Origin of the sequence: Thiorhodococcus drewsii AZ1, from assembly GCF_000224065.1 — a bacterium.
Classification (GTDB): Bacteria; Pseudomonadota; Gammaproteobacteria; order Chromatiales; family Chromatiaceae; genus Imhoffiella; species Imhoffiella drewsii.
Genome location: NZ_AFWT01000003.1, coordinates 163915 through 186098, shown reverse-complemented (window position 1 = coordinate 186098; position 22184 = coordinate 163915). Strand labels below are relative to the sequence as shown.

The 22184-nt window shown below is 62.7% G+C and carries 19 protein-coding genes; 12 read left to right on the top strand and 7 right to left on the bottom strand.

What is annotated here, in order from left to right; translation table 11 throughout:
- Positions 1-68 precede the first annotated feature (68 nt).
- The 5 genes from THIDRDRAFT_RS03160 to THIDRDRAFT_RS03145 all read left to right on the top strand — a co-directional run bounded on the left by THIDRDRAFT_RS03160 (position 69) and on the right by THIDRDRAFT_RS03145 (position 3007).
- A complete protein-coding gene (locus THIDRDRAFT_RS03160) occupies positions 69-1427 on the top strand; it encodes a GH1 family beta-glucosidase (RefSeq protein WP_007039353.1) in 1359 nt (452 codons plus the stop codon).
- A gap of 103 nt (positions 1428-1530) precedes the next feature.
- Positions 1531-1791 carry a hypothetical protein gene (locus THIDRDRAFT_RS03155; RefSeq protein ID WP_007039352.1) on the top strand — a complete coding sequence of 87 codons (261 nt, stop codon included), beginning with the start codon at positions 1531-1533 and terminating at the stop codon, positions 1789-1791.
- The gene (locus THIDRDRAFT_RS03150) at positions 1788-1985 is read left to right on the top strand and encodes a hypothetical protein (protein ID WP_007039351.1); all 198 of its coding nucleotides are present in this window, start codon (positions 1788-1790) and stop codon (positions 1983-1985) included. The genes THIDRDRAFT_RS03155 and THIDRDRAFT_RS03150 overlap by 4 nt, the downstream gene beginning before the upstream one ends.
- Positions 1982-2110: a hypothetical protein gene (locus THIDRDRAFT_RS27065; RefSeq protein ID WP_281054754.1), complete on the top strand. Its 129-nt coding sequence runs from the start codon at positions 1982-1984 to the stop codon at positions 2108-2110. Before THIDRDRAFT_RS03150 ends, THIDRDRAFT_RS27065 begins: the two co-directional genes overlap by 4 nt.
- Before the next feature lie 36 nt (positions 2111-2146).
- On the top strand, positions 2147-3007 hold the full coding sequence (locus tag THIDRDRAFT_RS03145) for a Cof-type HAD-IIB family hydrolase (protein ID WP_007039350.1): 861 nt from the start codon (positions 2147-2149) through the stop codon (positions 3005-3007).
- 47 nt (positions 3008-3054) lie between these two features.
- On the opposite strand, the gene THIDRDRAFT_RS03140 is transcribed toward THIDRDRAFT_RS03145, so the two are convergent.
- Positions 3055-5004 carry a methyl-accepting chemotaxis protein gene (locus THIDRDRAFT_RS03140; protein ID WP_245535770.1) on the bottom strand — a complete coding sequence of 650 codons (1950 nt, stop codon included), beginning with the start codon at positions 5002-5004 and terminating at the stop codon, positions 3055-3057.
- Between the two features lie 331 nt (positions 5005-5335).
- Here THIDRDRAFT_RS03140 and THIDRDRAFT_RS03135 point away from each other — a divergent pair, with 331 nt between their 5' ends.
- Complete coding sequence (locus THIDRDRAFT_RS03135; RefSeq protein ID WP_007039348.1) at positions 5336-6436, top strand: alkene reductase; 1101 nt, start codon at positions 5336-5338, stop codon at positions 6434-6436.
- Positions 6437-6516: 80 nt separating this feature from the next.
- On the top strand, positions 6517-7671 hold the full coding sequence (gene yqhD, locus THIDRDRAFT_RS03130; protein WP_007039347.1) for an alcohol dehydrogenase: 1155 nt from the start codon (positions 6517-6519) through the stop codon (positions 7669-7671).
- A gap of 144 nt (positions 7672-7815) precedes the next feature.
- On the opposite strand, the gene THIDRDRAFT_RS03125 is transcribed toward yqhD, so the two are convergent.
- The gene (locus THIDRDRAFT_RS03125; protein WP_007039346.1) at positions 7816-9045 is read right to left on the bottom strand and encodes an MFS transporter; all 1230 of its coding nucleotides are present in this window, start codon (positions 9043-9045) and stop codon (positions 7816-7818) included.
- Positions 9046-9250: 205 nt separating this feature from the next.
- Between THIDRDRAFT_RS03125 and recD2 the strand changes: the two genes are divergently transcribed.
- From recD2 to THIDRDRAFT_RS23540, 3 genes are all read left to right on the top strand, one after another.
- Positions 9251-11425 (top strand): SF1B family DNA helicase RecD2, encoded by a 2175-nt coding sequence (gene recD2 / locus THIDRDRAFT_RS03120; protein WP_007039345.1) that lies wholly within the window; start codon positions 9251-9253, stop codon positions 11423-11425.
- A 170-nt stretch (positions 11426-11595) separates the two neighbouring features.
- Positions 11596-12363, top strand: coding sequence for a PEP-CTERM/exosortase system-associated acyltransferase (locus tag THIDRDRAFT_RS03115; RefSeq protein ID WP_007039344.1), 768 nt, complete (start codon positions 11596-11598; stop codon positions 12361-12363).
- Entirely contained in the window at positions 12356-13177 is an 822-nt protein-coding gene (locus THIDRDRAFT_RS23540) for a methyltransferase domain-containing protein (protein WP_050984629.1), read from the top strand. Before THIDRDRAFT_RS03115 ends, THIDRDRAFT_RS23540 begins: the two co-directional genes overlap by 8 nt.
- Before the next feature lie 22 nt (positions 13178-13199).
- On the opposite strand, the gene THIDRDRAFT_RS03105 is transcribed toward THIDRDRAFT_RS23540, so the two are convergent.
- From THIDRDRAFT_RS03105 to THIDRDRAFT_RS03095, 3 genes are all read right to left on the bottom strand, one after another.
- The gene (locus THIDRDRAFT_RS03105; RefSeq protein WP_425358422.1) at positions 13200-14423 is read right to left on the bottom strand and encodes a hypothetical protein; all 1224 of its coding nucleotides are present in this window, start codon (positions 14421-14423) and stop codon (positions 13200-13202) included.
- A 329-nt stretch (positions 14424-14752) separates the two neighbouring features.
- Complete coding sequence (locus THIDRDRAFT_RS03100; protein ID WP_007039341.1) at positions 14753-15703, bottom strand: ADP-ribosylglycohydrolase family protein; 951 nt, start codon at positions 15701-15703, stop codon at positions 14753-14755.
- Entirely contained in the window at positions 15700-16260 is a 561-nt protein-coding gene (locus THIDRDRAFT_RS03095; RefSeq protein ID WP_007039340.1) for an O-acetyl-ADP-ribose deacetylase, read from the bottom strand. Before THIDRDRAFT_RS03095 ends, THIDRDRAFT_RS03100 begins: the two co-directional genes overlap by 4 nt.
- A gap of 130 nt (positions 16261-16390) precedes the next feature.
- Here THIDRDRAFT_RS03095 and THIDRDRAFT_RS03090 point away from each other — a divergent pair, with 130 nt between their 5' ends.
- Complete coding sequence (locus THIDRDRAFT_RS03090) at positions 16391-17464, top strand: endonuclease (protein ID WP_007039339.1); 1074 nt, start codon at positions 16391-16393, stop codon at positions 17462-17464.
- A 155-nt stretch (positions 17465-17619) separates the two neighbouring features.
- Positions 17620-18294, top strand: a complete 675-nt coding sequence (locus THIDRDRAFT_RS03085) for a cysteine hydrolase family protein (RefSeq protein WP_007039338.1) — start codon at positions 17620-17622, stop codon at positions 18292-18294.
- A 210-nt stretch (positions 18295-18504) separates the two neighbouring features.
- Here the strand turns inward: THIDRDRAFT_RS03085 and THIDRDRAFT_RS03080 are convergent, their stop codons facing one another.
- Complete coding sequence (locus THIDRDRAFT_RS03080; protein ID WP_216725609.1) at positions 18505-20388, bottom strand: NADH-dependent [FeFe] hydrogenase, group A6; 1884 nt, start codon at positions 20386-20388, stop codon at positions 18505-18507.
- Positions 20389-20426: 38 nt separating this feature from the next.
- Positions 20427-22127, bottom strand: a complete 1701-nt coding sequence (locus THIDRDRAFT_RS03075) for an NAD(P)H-dependent oxidoreductase subunit E (RefSeq protein WP_007039336.1) — start codon at positions 22125-22127, stop codon at positions 20427-20429.
- Positions 22128-22184 lie beyond the last annotated feature (57 nt).

Below are 22184 nucleotides of genomic sequence, written 5' to 3'. Positions count from 1 at the left end.
TGTGCCAACCGCTATCATCATCCAAGCGAGAAGGCGGATCGCCCAACCGAGATGAGCCGAGGCAGACGATGATTCAAGACCGCAGATTTCCCGAAGGATTTCTATGGGGCGCCAGCACGGCCGCCTATCAAATCGAAGGCAGCCCGCTGGCCGACAACGCCGAGCCCAGCATCTGGCACAGACTCACGCACACGCCCGGCTGGATCGCCAGCGGGGACACTGGGGACCTGGCGAGCGACCACTACCGGCGCTTCAAGGAAGATGTCGCGCTGATGGCCGAGATGGGTTTGCAGAGCTACAGCTTCAGCATCCCATGGAGCCGCATCATCATGGGTGGGCATGGCATCATCAACACGCTGGGGCTGGACACCTACCAGCACCTGATCGACGCCCTGGTGGAAAAGGGAATCAAGCCCGTGGTGACCCTCTACCACTGGGACCTGCCGGCGGCGCTGCAGGATCGCGGCGGCTGGCTGAACCCGGACAGCCCCTCCTGGTTCGCCGACTATGCCGAGGTCCTATTCCGCGCGCTCGACGACCGGGTCGATCACTGGATCACCTTCAACTCGCCCTGGGCGATCGCCGCCCAGGGACACCTCGAAGGAACCCTGGCCCCCGGACATCGCGACCTCTTCGAGGCCCCACGCGTCGGACACAATCTGCTGCTCGCACACGCCGCCGCAGTCGCCGCCTACCGCTCGGTCGGCAAGCACGAGATCGGGCTGGCCGTGGACATCGAGCCACAGCACCCAGCCAGCCGTAGCTACGAGGACCGAGCCGCCGCCAACCGGCGCGATGCCTACGTCAACCGCTGGTTCCTCGATCCGCTACTGCTTGGGCGCTATCCCGAGGAGCTGATCTCGGCCTTCGGCGAGGCCTGGCCCGAGATCGATCCGGCCGACATGAACCGCATCCAGGCACAAACCGACTTTATCGGGATCAACTATTACACCCGGGGCCTGGTCCGCGCCGACCCCAACGTCCAGCCCTTCGGCGCCAGCCGCATCCGCATGCCGGGATCCTTCGACAGCGAGATGGGGTGGGAAATCTATCCTCAGGGGCTCATCGAGGCGCTGCTCGGGTTCAAGGACCGCTATGGCAAACTACCGCTCTACATCACCGAGAACGGCGCCGCCTTCGCGGACGCGCCCGCGATCGAGGGCGAGGTCCCCGATCCCGAACGGATCGGTTTCCTGCGCGCGCATCTACGCGCCGCTCGCCGCGCCATCCTCGCTGGCGCGAACCTGCGCGGCTATTTTGTACGGTCGCTGCTCGACGGGTTCGAGTGGACGCAGGGTTACTCCAAGCATTACGGGCTGATCCACGTCGACCCAGACGATCAGACGCGGATCCTCAAATCCAGCGCACAGTTCTACCGCGAGGTCATCAGCAGCAACGGAGAATCCCTGAGCCAGGAAGCCAGTTGAGCGAATCTGCCCCCGATGATCCACGGCATCATGAGACACTCTACCCGGCTCACCGACTCCTCCGGGCAGTTGTCTGCCATCACCGAGCACGAGCGCTCAAGGCGTGCTGCGCCAGCAAAACGAGACCCAGCAGGTGGCGACGGCCATGACCCAGATGTCGGCCACGTGGCAGGAGATGGCCCGGAACGCCGCGAACGCCTCGCAAGCGGCACTGGAGGCGGACACCCAGGCACAGGCAGGGCATCGGGTGGTGAACGAGACGGTGGACACCATCAACGCCCTGGCGGAGGAGGTCGGAAGCACCGCCGATGTGATCCAGCGGCTCAAGGGTGATAGCCTCCTACGCAGGAAATCAACCAGATGATCGAGCAGCTCCAGTCCGGCGCCAACCAGGTGGCCGACGCCATGGAATTGGTTCGTGCCAAGGCGGAGGCCACCGTGGCCCAGGCCAGCAACACCAGCGCCGCGCGTCAGGCGATCGCCGACCTCATCGACAACATCAAATCCATGAATATCCAGATCGCCAGCATGGCCGAGGAAATCAAAGCAACATCGTGACCATCAGCGATGTCGCCGACGAAACGGCAGAGGGATCTCAACAGACGGCATCCGCGAGCGACAATCTCGCGCGGGTGGCCGTCGATCTGCAGTCCCAGGTCGACCGCTTCCAGGTGGCACGCTGATCGACCACCCTTCTTATTAGGTAACCACCGAAGTCGATGTCAGACCTTTCTGCCTTGGGCGGGGCGCAAAGTACCGTCCGTTTTCACTCCTGCCCCTATCGCCTGGTCGTCTGCGATCTCGATGGGACCCTCTTGAACGACGACCATCGTCTCGGCGAGCACAGCCGCGCGGTGCTGAACACATTGCAGGATCGCGGCGTCCAGGTCCTACTGGCTTCCGGGCGTCATTATCTGGACCTTCAGCGCATCGCCGAGCAGCTCGGCAGCCAGGGCGCGCTCATCTCAAGCAATGGTGCCTTGGCACACGACAGTCAGGGTCAAATGACACACTGCCATCCGATCGTCCCCGACTGTCTCGACTTTCTGCTGAGGGACCCGGTCTTCGGACGCGCCCACGTCAATCTCTATCGGGTCGATGGCTGGCTGGTCGAAACGCCCAAGCCGCTCCTGCTGCGTTATCACCAGGATTCGGGGTTCGCCTATCGCATGACCGATTTCGCGACGCTCGACGAGTCGCCGGTGCTCAAGGTGTTCTACTACGCGGAGGATCCAGACTACCTCCAGGATCTGGAGCACCGGATCCTGGACCGCCACGGGGACCAGTTGGACACCACCTATGCGCTACCGGTGGTTCTGGAGGTCATGGCCAAGGGCGTCTCCAAGGGCGAGGCGCTGGCCGACATGGTGCAGCGACTCGGCCTCAATGCAGCCGAGGTCATCGCCTTCGGCGACGGCCGCAACGACCTCGAAATGCTGCGCTACGCCGGCAAGGGCGTCCTCATGGCCAACGCCGACCCTCGACTCAAGGAAGCCCTGCCGGACCTGGAGGTCATCGGCTCGAACGCCGAGGAATCGGTCGCGACTTATCTGCGCACGCTCTTCGGACTCCAAGTCTGAGGAGCGGCTGGCGGCTGGCGGCTGGCGGCTGGCGGCTCACGAGCGCATCACACCTTGAACTGACCGACGAGACCCTGCAGTTCGGCGGCGAGTCTGGCGAGCCCGTCGCTCGACGAAGCGATCTGAGCGGATGCGTTAGAGGTGCCGTCGACCGAGTGGACGATGTTGGTCAGATTGCGATCGATCTCGCCGGCGACCGCGCTCTGCTCCTCCGACGCGCTTGCGATCTGGGTGTTCATGTCGTTGATCCGGGTGATCGACTCGCCGATGGCAGCCAGCGACCGCTCGGCCTGACCAGCCTTTTCGACCGTCTCGTTCGAACGCGCCTGCCCCCGCTCCATCGCCGTCACGGCGCTATTCGCTCCGCTCTGGAGACGTTCGATCATCGATTGAATCTCCTTGGTCGAATCCTGGGTGCGCGAGGCCAGACTGCGCACCTCGTCGGCGACAACGGCGAATCCTCGGCCCTGCTCGCCGGCACGGGCGGCCTCGATCGCGGCATTGAGGGCGAGCAGATTGGTCTGCTCGGCGATCTCTCGGATCACGTCGAGCACTTTGCCGATCTCGTCGCTATCCGCCTCCAAACGATGGATCACACCGGCCGCCTGCTCCACCTCGCGGGCCAATGCCTGGATCGCGTCGATGGTCTCCCGCACCACACCGCTGCCCTGCCGAGCCTCCAAGTCGGCCTCGCGCGCAGCCTGGGCTGCACTGTTCGCGTGGGCGGCGACCTCCTGCACGGTCGCCGTCATCTCGTTCATGGCAGTCGCGACCTGATCCGTCTCGGCCTGCTGGCTTTGGATCTGATCCTTGGTACCCTCACTGGTCATGTTGAGCTGCTCGGCCGCCGCCGCGAGCTGGCTGGTCGCACCCGTCACCTGGGCAATGAGGGCCTGAATTTTGATGACGAAGGCGTTGAAGTTGGCCGAGATCAAGGCGATCTCGTCCTTGCCGTCGACCGGAAGACGCCGCGTGAGATCGCCCTCTCCGCTGGCGATATTGCCCAGCGCGGTACCGACGCGACGGAGAGGAACGGAAACGCTGCGACCGAGCAACAGGATCACACCGATCAGCAGAACCAGACCAACGACACCAATCAGCGTCAGCTGGAGAATGAGCGCGTTGCTCTCGGCCAGCACCGCATCGAGCGGCAGCGCCATGCCAATCGACCACTGCCCTTCCTTGCCGGCCAGGGTCAAAGGAGTCGTAATCACCAGGCCCTGGCCTTGAAAAAGGTCGCTGTATCGGATGGTGGTAAAGGGCGTCCCCCGTGCCAGCGCTTCGGTTAATCGCGGCAGATCCTCACCCAAGGATTCCTTCTCGACCTCGGTCACATTCTTGCCCAGCCGCACCTCGTCTATATGAGCGATCACCATGCCATCATGGGTGAACAGCGCCGCAGCTCCACCGAAAGGGCGTATGGAGACGATGATTTTCTGGATCGCCGAGATCGACATATCGACGCCCAGGACGCCAACCACCCGACCGCCCTCGATGATGGGCACGACGATCGAGGTCATCAGCACCGGCTTACCATCCACCTCATAACTGAAGGGATCCATAATCACAGGTTTGCCACTGTTGCGAGCCAGCAGATAATAGTCGCCGTCTCCGGGTGTTTCGTACCCCTTAAGCGCCTCCATCTTGATCTTGCCGCCGTCGCGATACCAATAGGGAATGAACCGCCCGGTCGCATCATGGCCGGAGGCTCCCGCATATTGGGCATCCAAGCCATCGAAGGTGTTGGGCTCCCATAGCGTCCAAGCGCCAAGCAGCTCGGGATGATCCTGGAGGTAGGTCGAGAGAATGCGATTGAGCCGATCCCGACGCGCCTCGACCGGGATCTCAGCGCGCGTCTCGACAACCGCCAACAATGCCTGTAGAGCACGCAATTCGCCGTTGAGTTTCCCCTGGATCACGCGCCCCTCAGCGCTCGCCATTTGACGAGCCGATTCGATCGCGCCCTCGGTCATCGCATCCCTCAGGATCAACTGCATGAAAAGGATTATCCCTGCCAATATAACCAGCGTCATTGGCACTAAGGTGACCAACAGTTTTTGCATCATGGAAAAACGCGCGAGCATGTAGAGATCCCCAGTGAGAAAAGAGAGCGGCCAATCGATCTTAGGGCTGTCGTCGCGATGCGCATCAACAGATCGATGCGATTCTAATCTAATGTAGGCACCTGAACACATTTCGCGGCCACCGATCGGATCCGCTGCGATGCTCGCGGAGAATTGAAGGCCATTTCATCGAGCCTCGCCGATCCTTATTTACGCGGCGATAAGACAGTCACCCCGATTCAACCACCATCGAACGGAGACGAACATGACCGACCAGAACAGCAACGACCTCTTTCAACCCTACCAACTCGGCAGCCTGACACTCGCCAATCGTCTGGTGATGGCACCCCTGACGCGCAACCGCGCTGGCGCCGGCGACGTTCCAACCCCCTTGATGGCGACCTACTACGCTCAACGCGCCACCGCCGGACTCATCATCACCGAAGCATCGCAGATCTCGCAGCAGGGCAAGGGCTACATCCAGACGCCTGGCATCTACAACGCTGAACAGATCCAGGGCTGGAAAGGCGTCACCGACGCCGTCCATGGACACGGCGGCAAGATTTTCGTCCAGCTCTGGCACGTCGGGCGCGTCTCGCATCCCGATCTACAGGAAGGCGGCGCGCTACCCGTCGCACCGTCGGCGATACGCGCCGAGGGTCAAGTCTTCACCGACCGAGGGATGGTCGACATGGTGACGCCACGTGCACTCGACCTGGAGGAACTGCCCGGCATCGTCGCGGACTATCGGCGCGCCGCCGAGAATGCCCGAGCGGCCGGGTTCGATGGGGTAGAGATCCATGCGGCCAACGGCTATCTGCTCGATCAGTTCCTGCGCGACAAGAGCAACCGACGGACCGACGCCTATGGCGGCACCATCGAGAACCGGTCGCGTCTACTACTCGAGGTCGTCGACGCGGTGCTGGAGGTCTGGGGGAAGGACCGTGTCGGGGTCCGGCTCTCGCCGCTCTCGCCCTTCAACGACATCGACGACAGCGATCCAGAGTCGCTCTTCACCTATGCGGTCGACCAGCTTGCCGAGCGCGGGCTCGGCTTCCTGCATGTCATTGAGGGCATCACCGGCGGTCCGCGCGAGACCGGACACAGCTTTAAACTCTCCAGGCTACGCAAGCACTTCCCAGGCACCTACATCGCCAACAACGGCTACACGCGCGATCTCGCTCTATCGGTCCGAGCCAAAAACGCGGCCGACCTCATCGCCTTCGGCAGGCTCTACATCGCCAACCCGGATCTAGCCGAACGTCTGCGCCTGGATGCCCCGCTGAACGCGCTGGACGAGAGCACCCTCTACGGCGGCGACGCCCACGGCTATACCGATTATCCCTTCCTCAGCGAAGCCGACTGAACGTCCCTCATCACGCTGGACACCAACGCCTGCGTTCGCTGTCCAACCTGCGGTGAAAACCAACCGGAGAACCAAACCAGATGCAGAACTTCACCTTCCACAATCCGACCCGCATTCTCTTCGGTCAGGGACGCATTGCCGACATCGCGCAGGAAATCCCGCAGGGAGCCAAGGTGCTGATCACCTACGGCGGCGGCAGCGTGAAAAAGACGGGCACATTGGATGAGGTGAGACAGGCGCTGACCGGACTGAGCCTGTTCGAGTTCGGCGGCATCGAGCCGAATCCCACCTTTGAAACCCTGATGCAGGCGGTCGAGCTGGCGCGGCGCGAATCGGTCGACTTCCTGCTCGCCATCGGCGGCGGATCGGTGATCGACGGCACCAAGTTCATCGCCGCCGCCGTCCCATTCGATGGCGAGCCCTGGGACATCCTGGCCCGCCATGCCCCGATCGAAAGCGCACTGCCGCTCGGCACCGTCCTCACCCTGCCGGCCACCGGCTCCGAGATGAACTGCGGCTCGGTCGTCACTCGACGCGCGACCCAGGACAAGCTCTTCTTCGCCCACCCGGCGGTCTTTCCGCGATTCTCGGTGCTCGACCCGACCAAGACCTTCACCCTACCGCCACGTCAGGTGGCCAATGGCATCGTGGATGCCTATGTCCACACCATCGAGCAATACCTGACCTATCCGGCGGATGCCAAGGTCCAGGACCGCTTCGCCGAGGGGTTGCTGCTGACGCTGATCGAGGAAGGCCCCAAGGCGCTCGCCGATCCGGAGAACTACGCGGTTCGGGCCAATATCATGTGGACCGCGACCCTGGCCCTGAACGGGCTGATCGGCGCGGGCGTACCGCAGGACTGGGCCACCCACATGCTCGGTCACGAACTCACCGCCCTGCACGGGCTCGATCACGCCCAGACGCTCGCCATCGTGCTGCCTGCGATGCTCCAGGTGAGACGCGAGCAGAAGCGCGACAAGCTGCTGCAATACGCCGAGCGGATCTGGAATCTGGGCGACGGCGACCCGGACGCACGGATCGATGAAGCCATCTCACGCACCCGCGACTTCTTCGAATCGCTCGGCGTCGGCACCCGTCTCGGCGGCTACGACATCGGCGCCGATGCCATTCCCGCACTACTCGACAAACTGGAGCAGCACGGCATGACCGCGCTTGGCGAACACCAGGACGTCGACATCGAACGTTCGCGCAAGGTCTACGAACTGGCCTTGTAACGCGGCCTGCTCAAGGGTCCCAGCGCCACGCTGGGCATCCATCCTGCCCAGCCCTCGGGCGTCAACGGCAGGAATCGCCCCGACCGCATGGCCGACTCTCCGAGTCGGCCATTTTTCTACCGAAGACAGGCAACCAGGCTCGGCTCAGAGATCCGGCAGTGGATCATGCTCCGGATCGGCTGGCAGGGCAGCGCGGTCGCGCCGCTCCAACACACGCAACCCCAAGGCAACGCCTATGGCGACGCACAGCATGATGACGGCACCCAAAACAACGCCGTCCCAGCCAAGCCAGTGCCAGAAGGGACCGAGATAGAAGCTGCCGACGCTGGCACCGCCGTAATAGGACATCAGATAGAGCGACGAGGCGCTCGCACGCGCGCCATCCGCCTTGCGGCTCACCCAGCCGGCGGCCTGGGTGTGGGTGAAGAAGAAGCCGATGGCATTGATCACCATGCCGAGGATGATGGCCTCCAGATGCGGCACCAGGGTCAGAAGCGTCCCGCTGATGAGGATGAGCAGCCCGACGACCATCGCCAACGGTTGGGAGCGTGTGCCCACGATCCGACCGGAAACACCAGCGGCCAAGGTTCCCGAGAGATAGGTGAGGAAGAGCAACCCCAACAGCGCGGGCGAGAGGTTGTAGGGCGGTGCGCTCAGCAGATAGGTGATGTAGTTGTAGATATTGATGAAGACGAGGAAGTTGAGACCGCCGACGAGACAGGCGAGCAGAATGACCGGATTGCGGAGATGCCGTCCCAGGTCGGCCAGCATGGCAACCGGATGCAAGGGCTTGGGTCGAAAACCGCGCGACGGTGGCAACATCCAGATGAAGATGACCAGGATGACCAGGCTCAGACAGCCGGTCACCAGAAAACTCCCCTGCCAGCCCCAGACCGAGGCCACGCCACCGCTGATGAGCCGGCCCGAGATCCCGCCTAACGAATTGCCGCTGATATAGAGCCCGACCGCCAAGACCATGGCGTCGTGCTCGAACTCGTCGCCCATGTAGGCCATCGCGACGGCGAGCAGACCGCCGATCACGAGCCCCTGGACCGTGCGCAGCGCAAGCAGCGACCAGAAATCCGGCGCGAAGGCCATGGCCAGCGAACACAGGGTCGTCAGCGTCATGCTCACGAACATGATCCCGCGTCGCCCGATGGCGTCCGACAAGGGTCCGTAGACGAGGAGCGAAATGCTCAGGGCCAGGGTCGTCAGCGAAACGGTCAGGCTGGCCTGGACCGGCGAGATACCCCAGGTCTCGCTGAAGAGCGGAAGCAGGGGTTGAGGGGTATATAGATTGGCAAAGGTCAACAGCGAACCCAGGCTCAGGGCCAGGGTCGCACGCCAAAAGGCGGGGGTACGTGCGGCGATCATTCGAATGGGACAACGCGGGACAATTCTTCATTTTAAGGCAAGGACTTGAGCGCCACAAACCGCATTCAAACGCACGATCGAAAACACGCGCTGACAGCTGTCCGGCCACTCGGTGGCGTGAAAAATCCTGCCAATACCGAAAAATCCTGTTAATCCTATCCATTCTCCGCCCGCTACCCGCACGCAGAGCGATCGAGCCGCCCTCATGTCCGAGTCCCACGCATCCACCGAACACCTCAGCGGCTCCATCGAGCGCATCACCTTCCACAGCCCGGAGAGCGGCTTCTGCGTGCTGCGCGTCAAGGTGCGCGGCGAGCGCGATCTCATCACCGTCATCGGCTCGGCCGCGAGCGTCACGCCGGGCGAATACCTGGAAGCGGAGGGCCGGTGGGTCAACGACCGCCAGCACGGGCTCCAGTTCAAGTCGACCGCTCTGCGGATCATTCCGCCGCGCACGCTCGACGGCATCGAGCGCTATCTGGGCTCGGGCATGGTCAAGGGCATCGGTCCGCACTTCGCCCGCAAGCTGGTGGGCGCCTTCGGCGAGCGGGTGTTCGAGGTGATCGAAGACAACCCAGAGCGGATGCTGGAACTGGATGGCATCGGCCCCAAGCGCCAGAAGCGGGTCACCGAGGCCTGGGCCGAACAGAAGGTCATCCGCGAGATCATGGTCTTTCTCCAGTCCCACGGGGTCGGCACCGCGCGCGCGGTGCGCATCTACAAGACCTATGGCGAGGAGGCGGTCGAGCGGGTACGCGAGAACCCCTATCGGCTCGCACTCGACATCCACGGCATCGGCTTCAAGACCGCCGATACCATCGCCGAGCGGCTCGGCATCCCGCACGACTCGCTGATCCGCGCCCAGGCCGGGGTGCGGCACGTCTTGCAGGAAATCGCCGGAGACGGCCACTGCGCCGCCTGGCACGAAGCGCTGGTCGAGCAGTCCTGCGCCCTGTTGGAGATCCCAGAGCCCATCATCCAGGAGGCGATCCAGGTCGAGCTGGCCGAGGAACGTCTGATCGCCGAGCCCATCGACGACCGACCCGCGCTCTTCCTAACCCCATTGCAACGCGCCGAACTCGGCGTCGCCCGCAGTCTGGAGCGGCTCCAGCTCGACCCGCCGCCCTGGGGCATGATCGACGTCGACAAGGCGCTGCCCTGGGTCGAGGCCCAGACCGGGCTCGCGCTCTCCGACTCGCAACGCGCTGCAGTCAGCGCCGCCGTCTCCGGCAAGGCGACCATCATCACCGGCGGTCCGGGCGTGGGTAAGACCACGGTGGTCAACAGCATCCTGCGCATCTTGCGCGCCAAGGGGGTCGAGGTGCTGCTGTGCGCGCCGACCGGGCGCGCCGCCAAGCGTCTGTCCGAGTCGACCGGCGGCGAAGCCAAGACCATCCACCGTCTGCTCGAATTCGATCCCCAGACCATGGGCTTCAAGCGCGACCAGTACAGCCCGCTCGATACCGATCTGCTGGTGGTCGACGAGGTCTCCATGGTCGATGTGGTGCTGATGAATCAACTGCTGCGCGCTGTACCGACCCAGGCCGGTGTTCTCCTGGTCGGCGACGTCGACCAGCTCCCCTCGGTCGGACCGGGCGCGGTGCTCGCCGATCTCATCGGCTCCGGCGCGGTCCCGACCGTCTGTCTGACCGAAATCTTCCGCCAAGCCGCCGCCTCGCGCATCGTGGTCAACGCCCACCGCATCAACGCCGGACAGATGCCCGAACCGCCGGATGCCGAGCGCCCGGACAGCGATTTTTATCTCATCCGCTGCGATACACCGGAGGCCATCCACGACAAACTGATGCGGGTCGTCACCGAACGCATCCCCGGCCGCTTCGGTCTCGACCCGGTGCGTGACGTCCAAATTCTAACCCCGATGAACCGTGGCGGGCTGGGCTCGCGTGCACTCAACGTTGCGCTTCAGAGCGCACTCAATCCCGACGCCCAGCCGCGCATCGAGCGCTTCGGATGGACCTACGCGCCGGGGGACAAGGTCATCCAGCTGGTCAACGACTACGACAAGGAGGTCTTCAATGGAGACATCGGGCGCATCCAGTCGATCGACGTCGAAGAGGGACTGCTGACCATCGACTTCGACGGTCGCGCCGTCGTCTACGAGAGCAGCGAGCTGGACGAGGTCGCCCTCGCCTACGCCACCAGCGTCCACAAGGCCCAGGGCTCCGAGTACCCAGCCGTCGTCATCCCGCTCGCGACCCAGCACTACACGCTCTTGCAACGCAACCTGCTCTACACCGCAGTCACGCGCGGCAAGCGCCTGGTCGTCCTCATCGCCCAACCCAAGGCGCTCGGCATCGCGATCAAACAGACGGGATCGAGTCAACGACTGACCAAACTGCGGTGGCGGTTGATGGAGTAAAACTTCAGAATGGCCCTTTGATGCCGATACCAGGATCGGCCACGTTGCGACGCTAGCCCGCGAACCTGTTCGGCTTATCGGCCGACCAACTGGCTCTACCAACGACTGCGACCTGGATACGAGCCAGCTGATCGGATACGCCTATCACAATCATGCATGGAGTGCAGGACATGGCTCAAACCAGTATCGCCGCAAACTTCGGGAAATACTTCGAGCTCAAGCTCGCGCAATGCCCTGAGCAACTCGAACAGACCCTTCATATCCGTTACCAGGTCTATTGCGAGGAATTCGAGTACGAACCCCAGGGGCGCTTCCCCGACAAAATGGAACGGGACGTGTTCGACGACCGCGCGCTGCACTGTCTCATGACCCACCGCGAGACGCAGGCGCCGGTTGGATGCATTCGTTTTATCTGCGCGGATTCGGATGATGAAGACCGCCCCTTGCCATTCGAGCGCTTCTGCCCTCCGACATCGGCTTTCGGAATTCACCCCCAGCACCTACCGAAAGCCTGTTACGGAGAACTGTCCCGGCTGGCGGTGCTGGAATCCTTCAGGCGCAGACGCAAAGACACAAAGCAACCCGTCAGCCTGACGCCGAACGAAACGCACGAGACGCCGGAACAACGCGATGCCTTTCCCATGATCCCCATCGGGCTCTTCATGGCGGGGATCGCCATGTTCCTACGCAGCGAGGCCGATTTCAGCTTCGCTCTGATGGAACCACGTTTGGCGAGACTGCTTCAGCGTTTCGGCATTCGCTTCATCCAGGCCGGCGAACTGGTCGACCATCACGGGGCGCGCGCCCCTTTCGCTCTGCCACGCGAAACGGTCGTCAATTCGCTGACTCCAGACGTCATCGACCTCTTCTGGCTCGTCGACCAGCAGTTGTTTGGCCCCCGCCCCTCGTACAAGGCACCGATCGCTCAGCATGCATAAAGAGAAAAACTCCATGCGGGACGTACCCCGAACTCCAGGCTATGTCGACACCTCCTATCTTCAAGCGGCTGCGGACCTCGTCCAGCCAATCAAGAAACGCAGCTACGAATTGCTTCGCATTGCGCCGAACCAAAGCGTCCTGGATGTCGGCTGCGGACCAGGCATCGATACGCTCGCGATGGCCGGACTGGTCGGTCCGCAAGGACGGGTTCTCGGTCTGGATGCCGATCCGGAGATGGTCGAGATCGCCCAGACGCGCACCGAGCGCGCGGGCCTGACCGAACGCGTGGAACATCGACAGGGAGATGCCGCGAACTTGCCGCTGGAATCCAGGACCTTCGACGCCTGCCGCAGCGAGCGACTCTTCATCCATCTAGGCGACCCGTCGCGGGCGCTCGGGGAAATGCGACGCGTCGCCCGGCCGGGAGCCTGGATCGTCCTGGTCGATTCAGACTGGGGAAGCCTCTCGATCGATTCGCCGCATGTCGGAATCGAGCGCCGGCTCGCCCGTTTCCGCGCCGAACAACTGTTGAGCAACGGATATTCGGGCCGCCAGCTGTTCAGGCTGTTCAAGGAATCTGGACTGACCCAGATCGAGGTCGAGGCCTGGCCTGTCGTCATCGCAGGCGACGGCCAATTGCTCCGATACCTCACCAAGCTCGACGAGGTGGAACGCAAGGCACTGGAGGCGGGAGTCATGACCGACGCCGAGGTCGCAACCTGGCGCCAAGGGCTGGAGTACGCCGAACGCCAGGGCGCCGCCTTCTGCAGCATGAATCTGGTCCTTGCGGCAGGACGCGTTCCCAAGACCTAGAATCCGCTCCACGCGGGATGGGTCAGAAGCGGTAGGAGCCAAGAATTGAGAAAAGAGTCCAGTAGCGCTCGGTCTCGCTGGGGATCGGATTCTCCAGCTCGGACAACCAGCCGGTGCCGTCGATGTAATGGAACTCCGTTCGGAGCATAAACGACGCCGTGAGATTCCAGCGCAATCCGACGGTCAGATCCTTGGCGAAACGCCGATAGGCTGGCTGCCCGGTCACCGCAGCGAATGCCGTTCCATTGCGATCCTCCTTATCCCAGTAGAGCACGTCGTATCTCAGCAGCGCCTCCCATCTCGGGGCGAAGCGGTAGGTTCCCTGTAGGTAATAGCTCTCGCCGGTGAATCCGACATCAGGGAATTCAGGACCGAAATTCCGCAGGCTCGTCGGGCGCCGCGCATATTCAGCCGTCAGATCCCAATACCGGGCGTTGTACTGCGCCGAGAGGATCAACGGCTCGAACCGGAACCGACCGGAGTCTAAGGCATCCCCCGGACCATGGGGGTCGTAACCGACATTCACCTGGCCGCCAGAGATCGCGAACCGCAAACGCGCATCCACGGACTCGTAGCCCAACCGCGCAAGCCAGGTCGGCTCCGATTCGAGATCGCCAGGCGCGGAACCGAAGAAGATAGAGCGCTCGAAATCCGGATCGTCGACCCTCGGATACCCCCACTGCAGTTGAAACGAGACATTGCCCCTCTCGCCATAACGCTCGCCATAGAGTTGAGCACCATCCAGTGAGAGCGCCAGGTTGCGATTGACGTCGAAATAGATGGATTGCGGCAGCAGGATGCTCGGGCGGGCAAAGGCGACGTCGCGCGTATCCAGGTATAAGCCCAGCGGATTCAGGATGCGCCCGAGCCGAATCCCCATCTGCCCCTCGCGCCCAGACAGGAAGCGGTCGTCCAGGAAACCGAAATCCAGCCGGATGGCGCCATCGTCCGTCTCCCCAGCAAGGCGTGAAACCGCTTGAGCCGAGAACTGAAGACCAGGTTTGAAGCGCCAAGAGGCATTGAGCCCCAACTCACGGAAATCGAAGGAGCCTCCGTCGATGGACTCGCCGAAGTAATTGTTCCCTGTCGTCAGGATGTAACCCTGGGTCGCAAAGCCGTGAAGCTGTAATTGCTCGGGCCAATCGCCGGCCTGAACGGCCATGCCACAGAGACCAGCCAGCCCGACCGCACACTGGAGCGTAAATCCCTTGATCGTCGAGTGAAGATGCAAATGCAAAACAGACACTCCCTGAATTGTCCCTATTCCAACGCACAGGGATAAACCGATCGAAACGCGTCAAGCGAACCGCTCGCCAACCTTCGGGCACCATTGTAGAGCAGCAATCGCCCGAACGCCGCGCTGGAAACCGAAATCAGAGCATCTCCTGGACAGCAAGAAAGAGACCCGGCATGCGCCGGGTCGAGGGATCTCTCGGGGGAGAGATGAGGAGAACAGTTTCAGTTGTCGAAATCGATGCGTCGGGAAACATCGACCTCAAAGACGCTATCGGCACGAAACAGGCTTTCTTTACCGCGCCATTGCAAAAGGGGCGAACACTCCCGCGATGCCTGGACTCAGGTTCCGCAATTGGCCAGGCATAGGAGCCGATCGGCCAGATCCAAGATGGAATCGCCCCGACTGATGCGACCGCGCCAATCCTCTGGAATGGCGTCCAGACCATAATGGGCACCCGCAAGCTGACCATAGATGGCGCCCGTGGTGTCGGCGTCCTCGCCCAGATTGACGGCCCGCAATGCCCCCTCGCGAAAGGTCTCCGTGTTCCAAAAGGCCCAAAGGGCCGCCTCCAGCGACTGGACGACGTAACCCGTACCACGAATCGCCGGAGGATGACGCTCCTTGAAGCGACCGGCCGCGATGAGATCGATCTGGGGGCTCAACGGATACGTCCGCCAGTCGATACCCTCCGGCGCAAAACGCGAACCAAGCAGGGTCGCCTTGCCCACCCCGTGCACGGCGCCCAGAATGAGGCCGGTCATGTAGCGACAGGCATCGACCGCCTCCGAGGCACCGTGCGTCGTGCGGGACATACATCCAGCACAGCGCACCGCCTCGACGGGTGAATGGACGAAGGCGAGAGGAATGGGCGCCAGACGCATCAGCGAGCCGTTGCCAGCGCTGTGCGGGTCCCTGGACCCCGCCAAGGGATCGCCCGTCTCCTCGAAGCGCTGCAATGCCTGGGCGACCGTGTTGCCGATGTCGAAACAGCGTCCGGTGCTGCTCCAATGGCCTTGATCGCGCCAAAGCAGATAGCGGCGCATCTGATCCTCCGGATCGAAGCCGCCGCACACGACCAGACTCTCGGCCAGACACAGGGCCATCGAGGTGTCGTCCGTCCACTGCCCCGGGGCGAGCCGGAAGGGGCCGCCGCCCTGCATGCAGTCAATCGGCTGAAAGCACCCAGGGCGCGTGAATTCGAGCGTCGTTCCAAGCGCATCGCCGACCGCAAGCCCGATCAGCGCACCACGGAAGCGCTCCGCCAGCGAGGGTTCTGCGTGCGTTGTCATGGCGCAACCTCACACGCAGGATCCCTCAGAAGACGTGCGTAAACCGCCAGATCCTCCGCCGAGAAACAGCAGAAAATGACCTCTTCGACTACAGTCGGCCGCTCCAGAACCGCTCGGACGGTGCCGATAGCCACCTCGGCGGCCAACTCGACCGGATAGCCGTAGACACCCGTGCTGATGCTCGGGAAGGCCAGCGTGCGCAGCGAATGCGTCGCGGCCAGCTCAAGCGAGCGCCGGTAGCAGGAAGCCAGCAGCTCCGACTCGTTCGCCCGGCCCTGCCGCCATACCGGACCGACTGTATGGATCACACATCGGGCCGGGAGGCGATAGCCTCGGGTGATCTTTGCATCGCCGGTGGCGCAACCGCCGAGCTCGCGGCATTCCGCGAGCAGCTCGGGACCAGCCGCGCGATGGATGGCGCCGTCCACACCGCCGCCACCGAGCAGCGATTCGTTGGCCGCGTTGACGATCGCGTCCACCGCCAGGCTGGTGATGTCCGCTTGAATCGCACTCAATCTTGCCGTCATACGTAACTCCTCTCCGATCGCCTCAGACATCGACCGCTCGACACAATGCTGGTTTGACACGGCCAAACCATTAGGGCGGCACAGAACCCGCAACGTGTCCGAATGAGCGCGACCCTTTTGCTAAAGTGCGAACCCTCCGTTTCCGTTGGTTTGCAGTTTCATGGCTCGTGCTCCGAAGAAATCCTCGAAGAAACCCCGTTCCACCGCTAAACCCCGCTCGAACTCACCGACCTGGCTTCCCTCATGGCTCAAAAACTGGCTGATCAAGCTGCGCGTCTTCGCGATCGCGCTGGGGGCGATCGGTTTGGTGTCGACGCTCCCGCAAAACATCGTCGAAAAGCTGCCGGAAAACGCCCAGCAGGCCGTCTCCATCACCGTCGATATTCGCACATTGCTGGGCGATATCGCCTCGGATACCGGAGGTTGGCTTGGCGATCTGTTGAGTTCGCGCACGTCCTCCTTCAGCGAGGACCTGGTCTCGCTGATCCAGTCGCTTCCGCTCGATCCAAAACGCTGGATGCCCCAGAACGACGGCACCATACAGCCCGACGCCAGCAGACTGCCTCAGGTGGCCGGCTCATTCTCCAGTGCGAAAAAGCTACTCTACGAAAAAGTCTACTCAGACCACAGAGAGACCTTCTACTGCGGATGCCGCTATGACGACAAGCGCCAGATAGCGCTGGGCAGTTGCGGTCTGATGGGTTTGACCAGCTCGCGCGCCCAGCGCGTGGAGGCCGAGCACGTCTTTCCGGCGGCCCAGTTCGGCAACACCCGTAAATGCTGGCGTCAACCGGCCGCCTTTCCCGAGTGCGTGAGCAGCAGCGGCCGCACGCTCTCCGGCCGCCAATGCTGCGAACGTACCGACCCGGTCTTCGAGGCGGCGCACAACGACCTATTCAACCTCTATCCGGCGGACGGCTACATCAACGGCCAGCGCTCGAATTTCAATTGGGGCATGGTCAGTGGCGGGGAGCGTTTCGGCGACTGCGACATCCGCATCGACGCCAGCCAGCGACGCGTCCAGCCGCCTCAGAACGTACGCGGCGACATCGCCCGGACCATGTTCTACATGCGCGATACCTACGGCTTCCGTCTGAGTCGCCAGGACGAGCAGCTCTACACCGCCTGGAACAACAGCGACCCGCCGGATGTCTGGGAGATCGAGCGCGAGAAGCGCATCCGCCGCATCCAGGAAAAAGGGAACACATACATCTCGGATTACAAGCGGCTGTAGGCAACGACCGGCTGTCCATCCCGCCCGAGCGCATACGCCCGCAGTCGGGTGAAGATCGACCTCCATCCCTACAGCCGTAAGGTGGAGCTCGGACGCCATGGCCTGTATCGTGAAGTTCTCCGTCACAGCACGCAGGCGACAGCGAGGTCATGAGGATGAGTTGGAAAACCGCCTATCGTTCCTTCTACTACGAACATGCCCCCGAGCCGGACGACCCCGTGCTCCTTGCGCACGAAACCGCCCTGCTCTGCATCGATGTCCAGAACTACGGCATGGTGCAATCGGACGATCCCGACGAGCGCGCACGCTGGGAACCCTTTCACTCCCGGATGCGCCAAACCCTCATCCCGAATCTGCAGGCGATGCAGACACGCTTTCGTCGCAACGGAATCGACGTCATCCATGCCAGGATCGGCTGCCTGCTGGAGGATGGGCGGGACCGGTCACTGAGTCAGAAGCTTCCGGGATGGAACAATCTATTGATGCCGACCAGCACCGAGGCATCCCAGATCATCCCCGAATTGGCCCCGGCACCAGGCGAGATCGTGGTAACCAAGACCACCGATAGCGCCCTAACGGGCACCAATCTGCGGCTCGTCTTGAACAACATGGGCATCCGCAACCTGATCGTGACCGGCGTCTATACCGACCAGTGCGTCTCCTCCACGATCCGCAGTCTCGCCGACGAGAGCTTCTTCGTCATCCTGCTCGAGGATTGCTGCGCCGCCGGCACCGATGAATTGCACCGCCGCGAGCTCGAGATCATCAACATGATCTACTGCCACGTCATGAACAGCGACGAACTGATCGGGCTGATGGGTCTGAGCTGAGCGGATCCGCTCGTCTCGATAGGAGAAATCGAACCGCAAAGGACGCAAAGCGCGCAAAGGATGTTCATGAATCGAGCGGATTGCGCGCACCCACACACTGGTGGAATACGCGCATGGCTCAACCCCTCTTTCTCTTCGCGTCCTTTGCGCCTTTGCGGTTCAATTCATAGGGTCCAGGCAGCGCCATAGACGCCGCCTGGACGCATCGCGTCAGCCGATGAACTTACCGCGCGCCTGGTAGTGCGTGTGCAAGTGATGGTGCGAGATATGTCCGCAGGGACCGTCGGTGAGGAACTCCTGGTAGAGCTGGAGCACCATCGGGTTCTCGTGTGACTTGCGCACTGCGTAGTTGGCGTCGATCTGATAGATGGCCTGAGACCGCTTGGCGCGGATCTCCGGACTGGTCGGGATCGGCTGACCACCGCCGCCGAGACAGCCGCCCGGGCAGGCCATGAACTCGATGAAATGGCACTCGCTGAACGGGCCGCCGGCCTCGATGTCCTCCATCACCTGTTTGGCGTTGGCGGTACCATGCACCACGCCGACCTTGAGGGTCGCACCCTTCAGCCAATCCCAGTTCGGAACCAGATGCTTGAGGAGATCCGGAACCGGACCGACCTCGGTGATGGGGATCTCGGCCAGACGCGCCCCTTCGATCCCGCGCACCGGCAGGATGTTGGCGTGGTCGTAGAAATCCTCGACCTGCTTCCCGGTGACCATTTCGATCACGCTACGCAGCGCGGCCTCCATGACACCGCCAGTCGCGCCGAAGATAGCGCCGGCACCCGACGCCTCGCCGAAGGGGGCGTCGAACGGTGCTTCGGGCAGCTTGGGCAGGTCGATGCCCGACTCCTTGATCATCCCCGCCAGCTCGCGGGTGGTGAGACCGTAGTCCACATCCTTGAAGCCGCTCGAATTCATCTCGGGGCGGTTGCACTCGAACTTCTTGGCGGTACAGGGCATGAGCGCGACCACCACCATATCCGCCGGATCGACGCCCTTCTTCTCGGCGTAATAGGTTTTGAGCAGCGAGCCGAACATCTGCTGCGGGCTCTTGGCCGATGACAGATGATCGAGCCGATTCGTATGAAAATGCTCCATGTACTTGACCCAGCCGGGCGAACAGCTGGTGAACTGGGGCAGCTTGACGCTCTCGTCCTTTTCCACCAGGGCCTTGTAGAGCCGCAGGATCAGCTCGGTGCCCTCTTCGATAATGGTGAGGTCGGCGGTGTGGTTGGTGTCGAAGACCGCGTCGAAGCCCACCCGCTTGAGCGCGGTGTTGAGCTGTTGGGTCACCGGGGTGCCGGGCTCCAGCCCGAAACACTCGCCCATGCCCGCGCGCGGAGAGGGCGCGGTCTGAATGACCACATGCTTGGTCGGATCCTCGATCATGGTCCAGACCTCGTCGGTCTGATCCAGCTCGGTCAGTGCGCCGGTGGGACAATGGTTGATGCACTGACCGCAGTTGATGCAGACCACGTTGGCGAGCGGTTTGCTAGCGAAGGTCGCGACATGGGCGCGCGAGGAGCGACTCGCGACCGTGAGACAGCCCACGCCCTGGAGTTCTTCGCAGGCGCGCACACAGCGGCGACAGAGCACGCACTTGTTCATGTCGCGCACGATCGAGGGGCTACTGCGGTCGATGGCGTACTTGGGCTCGGTCGGGTGACCGAAGCGGTAGAAGTCGACGCCGTATTCGGCCGCCAGGGACTGGAGCTCGCAGTTGTTGTTGCGCTTGCAGGTGTTGCAGTCGCCGTAGTGCTCGGCGAGCAGCAGATCGATGATGTGGCGGCGCGCCGAACGGACCTTGGGGGTATTGGTCTTGACACTGATCGGCTGGGTCACGGGCGTGGCGCAGGACGCCTGCAGTGTCCGGGCGCCCTCGACCTCGACCACGCAGATCCGACAAACGCCGGCGGTGCAGAGATCGTCGTGATGGCAGAGCGTAGGGATGCGCACCCCGACCTGGCGTGCGGCGTCCAGAATACTGGTGCCCTGCGCCACCTTGAGCTCGATACCGTCGATGGAGATATCGATCATGGCGGCGTCCGGACCTGGGATGAAGGTGCTGTGGCTATGCGTGGCTGTTTGCATTGGCTTGTCGTTCATCTCGTTGTTGATCCCATCCGTCCTCAGGCCGCCAGTACCGGGCGCGCCATGATCTCTTCCTTGAAGTGCTCGTTGATGGCGACGAACACGTTCGGGCTCGCCTGACCCAGACCGCACTTGGAGGTGCTCTTGATGCTGTGGCTAAGACCGATGAGATCGTTGAGATAGCGGTTGGAACAGGTGCCCTTCTGGAGCAGGCGCACGCCGTCGAGCAGCTTCTGGTTGCCGATGCGACAACCGGTGCACTGACCGCAGGACTCCTCCACGAAGAACTCCAGATAATTCTCGGCCACCTCCAGCATGTCGCGGCCCTGACCGTAGACGATGATGGAACCACCGATACCCAGGTCCTCGTAGCCCATGACGCGGTCGAACTGGCTCGCCGGAACCAGCTCGCCGGTATAGCCGCCGACCTGGACCGCCTTGGCCCCCACGCCGTCGACCAGTTCCAGCAGCTGCCGCACCGTCATGCCCCAGGGCAGCTCGTAGACACCGGGACGCTCGCAGTCGCCCGAGACGCTGAACAGCTTGAAACCCTTGGAGCGCTCGGTGCCGATTGAGGTGAACCAGTTGACGCCGCGCGCGATGATGCAGCTCGCGGTGGCCAGGGTCTCGACGTTGTTGACGACGGTCGGACGGCCGTGCAAACCCTTCTCGACCGGATAGGGCGGACGGTTGCGCGGCTCGCCACGGCGGCCTTCCAGACTTTCGATCAGCGCCGTCTCCTCGCCGCAGACATAGGCGCCGGCGCCCATATGGATGCGGATATCGAAGCAGAAGCCGTCCTTGCCGAGGATGTTCTCGCCAAGCAAATTGGCCTGACGACGCGCCTCCAGAACCGCCTCCAGGTGCGGACGCAGGTGGGTGTATTCGTAGCGCAGATAGACGATGCCCTCGCGGGCCCCGACGGCATAGCCGGCCAGCGTCATGCCCTCGAACACCAGATCGGCGTACTTGCCGAGGAGCACACGGTCCTTGAAGGTCCCCGGCTCGCCCTCGTCGGCATTGCAGATGATGTACTTGACGTCGCCTTCGGCCTTGGAGGCCAGGCTCCATTTGACGCCAGTCGGAAAGCCGGCGCCGCCACGTCCCTTGAGTCCGGAGACGGTCAGCTCGCTGGCCACATCGACTGGAGTCATCTCCTCGACCGCCCGTGTCAGGGCCGAGTTGGGGGCGTGGGAGGAATAGCTGAGGATGCTGGAAAAGGTCTCGCCGACATTGCCGACGGTCGGACGGCGGGTGCGAACCTCCTGACGGCATTCCTCGATGATGCGATGCACCATCGGTGGGGTCAGGTTGGAGAAGACCTCGTTGTTCACCATCATGGCCGGGGCCTGATAGTTCATGCCGATGCAGCTCGTCCATTCGAGCGTGAACATACCGTCCGGGGTGGTCTCGCCGATCCGGATGCCCAGGTCGTTGCGCAGTTGGCGCGCGACCGACTTGGCGCCTTTCATGATGGAGGACATATCGCGGCTGAGCCGGATGATGAACTTGCCCTTCGGTTGCTTGTTGATGAAGTGGAAGAAGGTGGCGACGCCGTAGACCTCGTTGGCGGGGATCTTCAGCTGGTCGGCGATGTATTGCATCGCGAATTCGGAGACATAGCCGAATTCGTCCTGATACGCCAGAAGGAGTGGAATGAGCTCCGATCGCTCAGACCCTATTGTTTTCATCAGCTCCTTGATGACGGCTTTTTCATTGTCCTGCCCAGTCAGCAACATCAGAGACCTCACTCCGCACGCCCCGCGAAAGGGAGCACGCGGCCATGTTGAACACGA

Bases quoted from the DNA above. Each gene is read 5' to 3' on its own strand.
- recD2 (WP_007039345.1), top strand. From the start codon at position 9,251: ATGTCCGAGTCCCACGCATCCACCGAACACCTCAGCGGCTCCATCGAG.
- THIDRDRAFT_RS03090 (WP_007039339.1), top strand. From the start codon at position 16,391: ATGGCTCGTGCTCCGAAGAAATCCTCGAAGAAACCCCGTTCCACCGCT.
- THIDRDRAFT_RS03125 (WP_007039346.1), bottom strand. From the start codon at position 9,045: ATGATCGCCGCACGTACCCCCGCCTTTTGGCGTGCGACCCTGGCCCTG.
- THIDRDRAFT_RS03135 (WP_007039348.1), top strand. From the start codon at position 5,336: ATGACCGACCAGAACAGCAACGACCTCTTTCAACCCTACCAACTCGGC.
- THIDRDRAFT_RS03150 (WP_007039351.1), top strand. From the start codon at position 1,788: ATGATCGAGCAGCTCCAGTCCGGCGCCAACCAGGTGGCCGACGCCATG.
- THIDRDRAFT_RS23540 (WP_050984629.1), top strand. From the start codon at position 12,356: ATGCATAAAGAGAAAAACTCCATGCGGGACGTACCCCGAACTCCAGGC.
- THIDRDRAFT_RS03145 (WP_007039350.1), top strand. From the start codon at position 2,147: ATGTCAGACCTTTCTGCCTTGGGCGGGGCGCAAAGTACCGTCCGTTTT.
- THIDRDRAFT_RS03115 (WP_007039344.1), top strand. From the start codon at position 11,596: ATGGCTCAAACCAGTATCGCCGCAAACTTCGGGAAATACTTCGAGCTC.
- THIDRDRAFT_RS03100 (WP_007039341.1), bottom strand. From the start codon at position 15,703: ATGACAACGCACGCAGAACCCTCGCTGGCGGAGCGCTTCCGTGGTGCG.
- THIDRDRAFT_RS03085 (WP_007039338.1), top strand. From the start codon at position 17,620: ATGAGTTGGAAAACCGCCTATCGTTCCTTCTACTACGAACATGCCCCC.
- THIDRDRAFT_RS03160 (WP_007039353.1), top strand. From the start codon at position 69: ATGATTCAAGACCGCAGATTTCCCGAAGGATTTCTATGGGGCGCCAGC.
- THIDRDRAFT_RS03075 (WP_007039336.1), bottom strand. From the start codon at position 22,127: ATGTTGCTGACTGGGCAGGACAATGAAAAAGCCGTCATCAAGGAGCTG.
- yqhD (WP_007039347.1), top strand. From the start codon at position 6,517: ATGCAGAACTTCACCTTCCACAATCCGACCCGCATTCTCTTCGGTCAG.
- THIDRDRAFT_RS03140 (WP_245535770.1), bottom strand. From the start codon at position 5,004: ATGCAGTTGATCCTGAGGGATGCGATGACCGAGGGCGCGATCGAATCG.
- THIDRDRAFT_RS03080 (WP_216725609.1), bottom strand. From the start codon at position 20,388: ATGCAAACAGCCACGCATAGCCACAGCACCTTCATCCCAGGTCCGGAC.
- THIDRDRAFT_RS03095 (WP_007039340.1), bottom strand. From the start codon at position 16,260: ATGTCTGAGGCGATCGGAGAGGAGTTACGTATGACGGCAAGATTGAGT.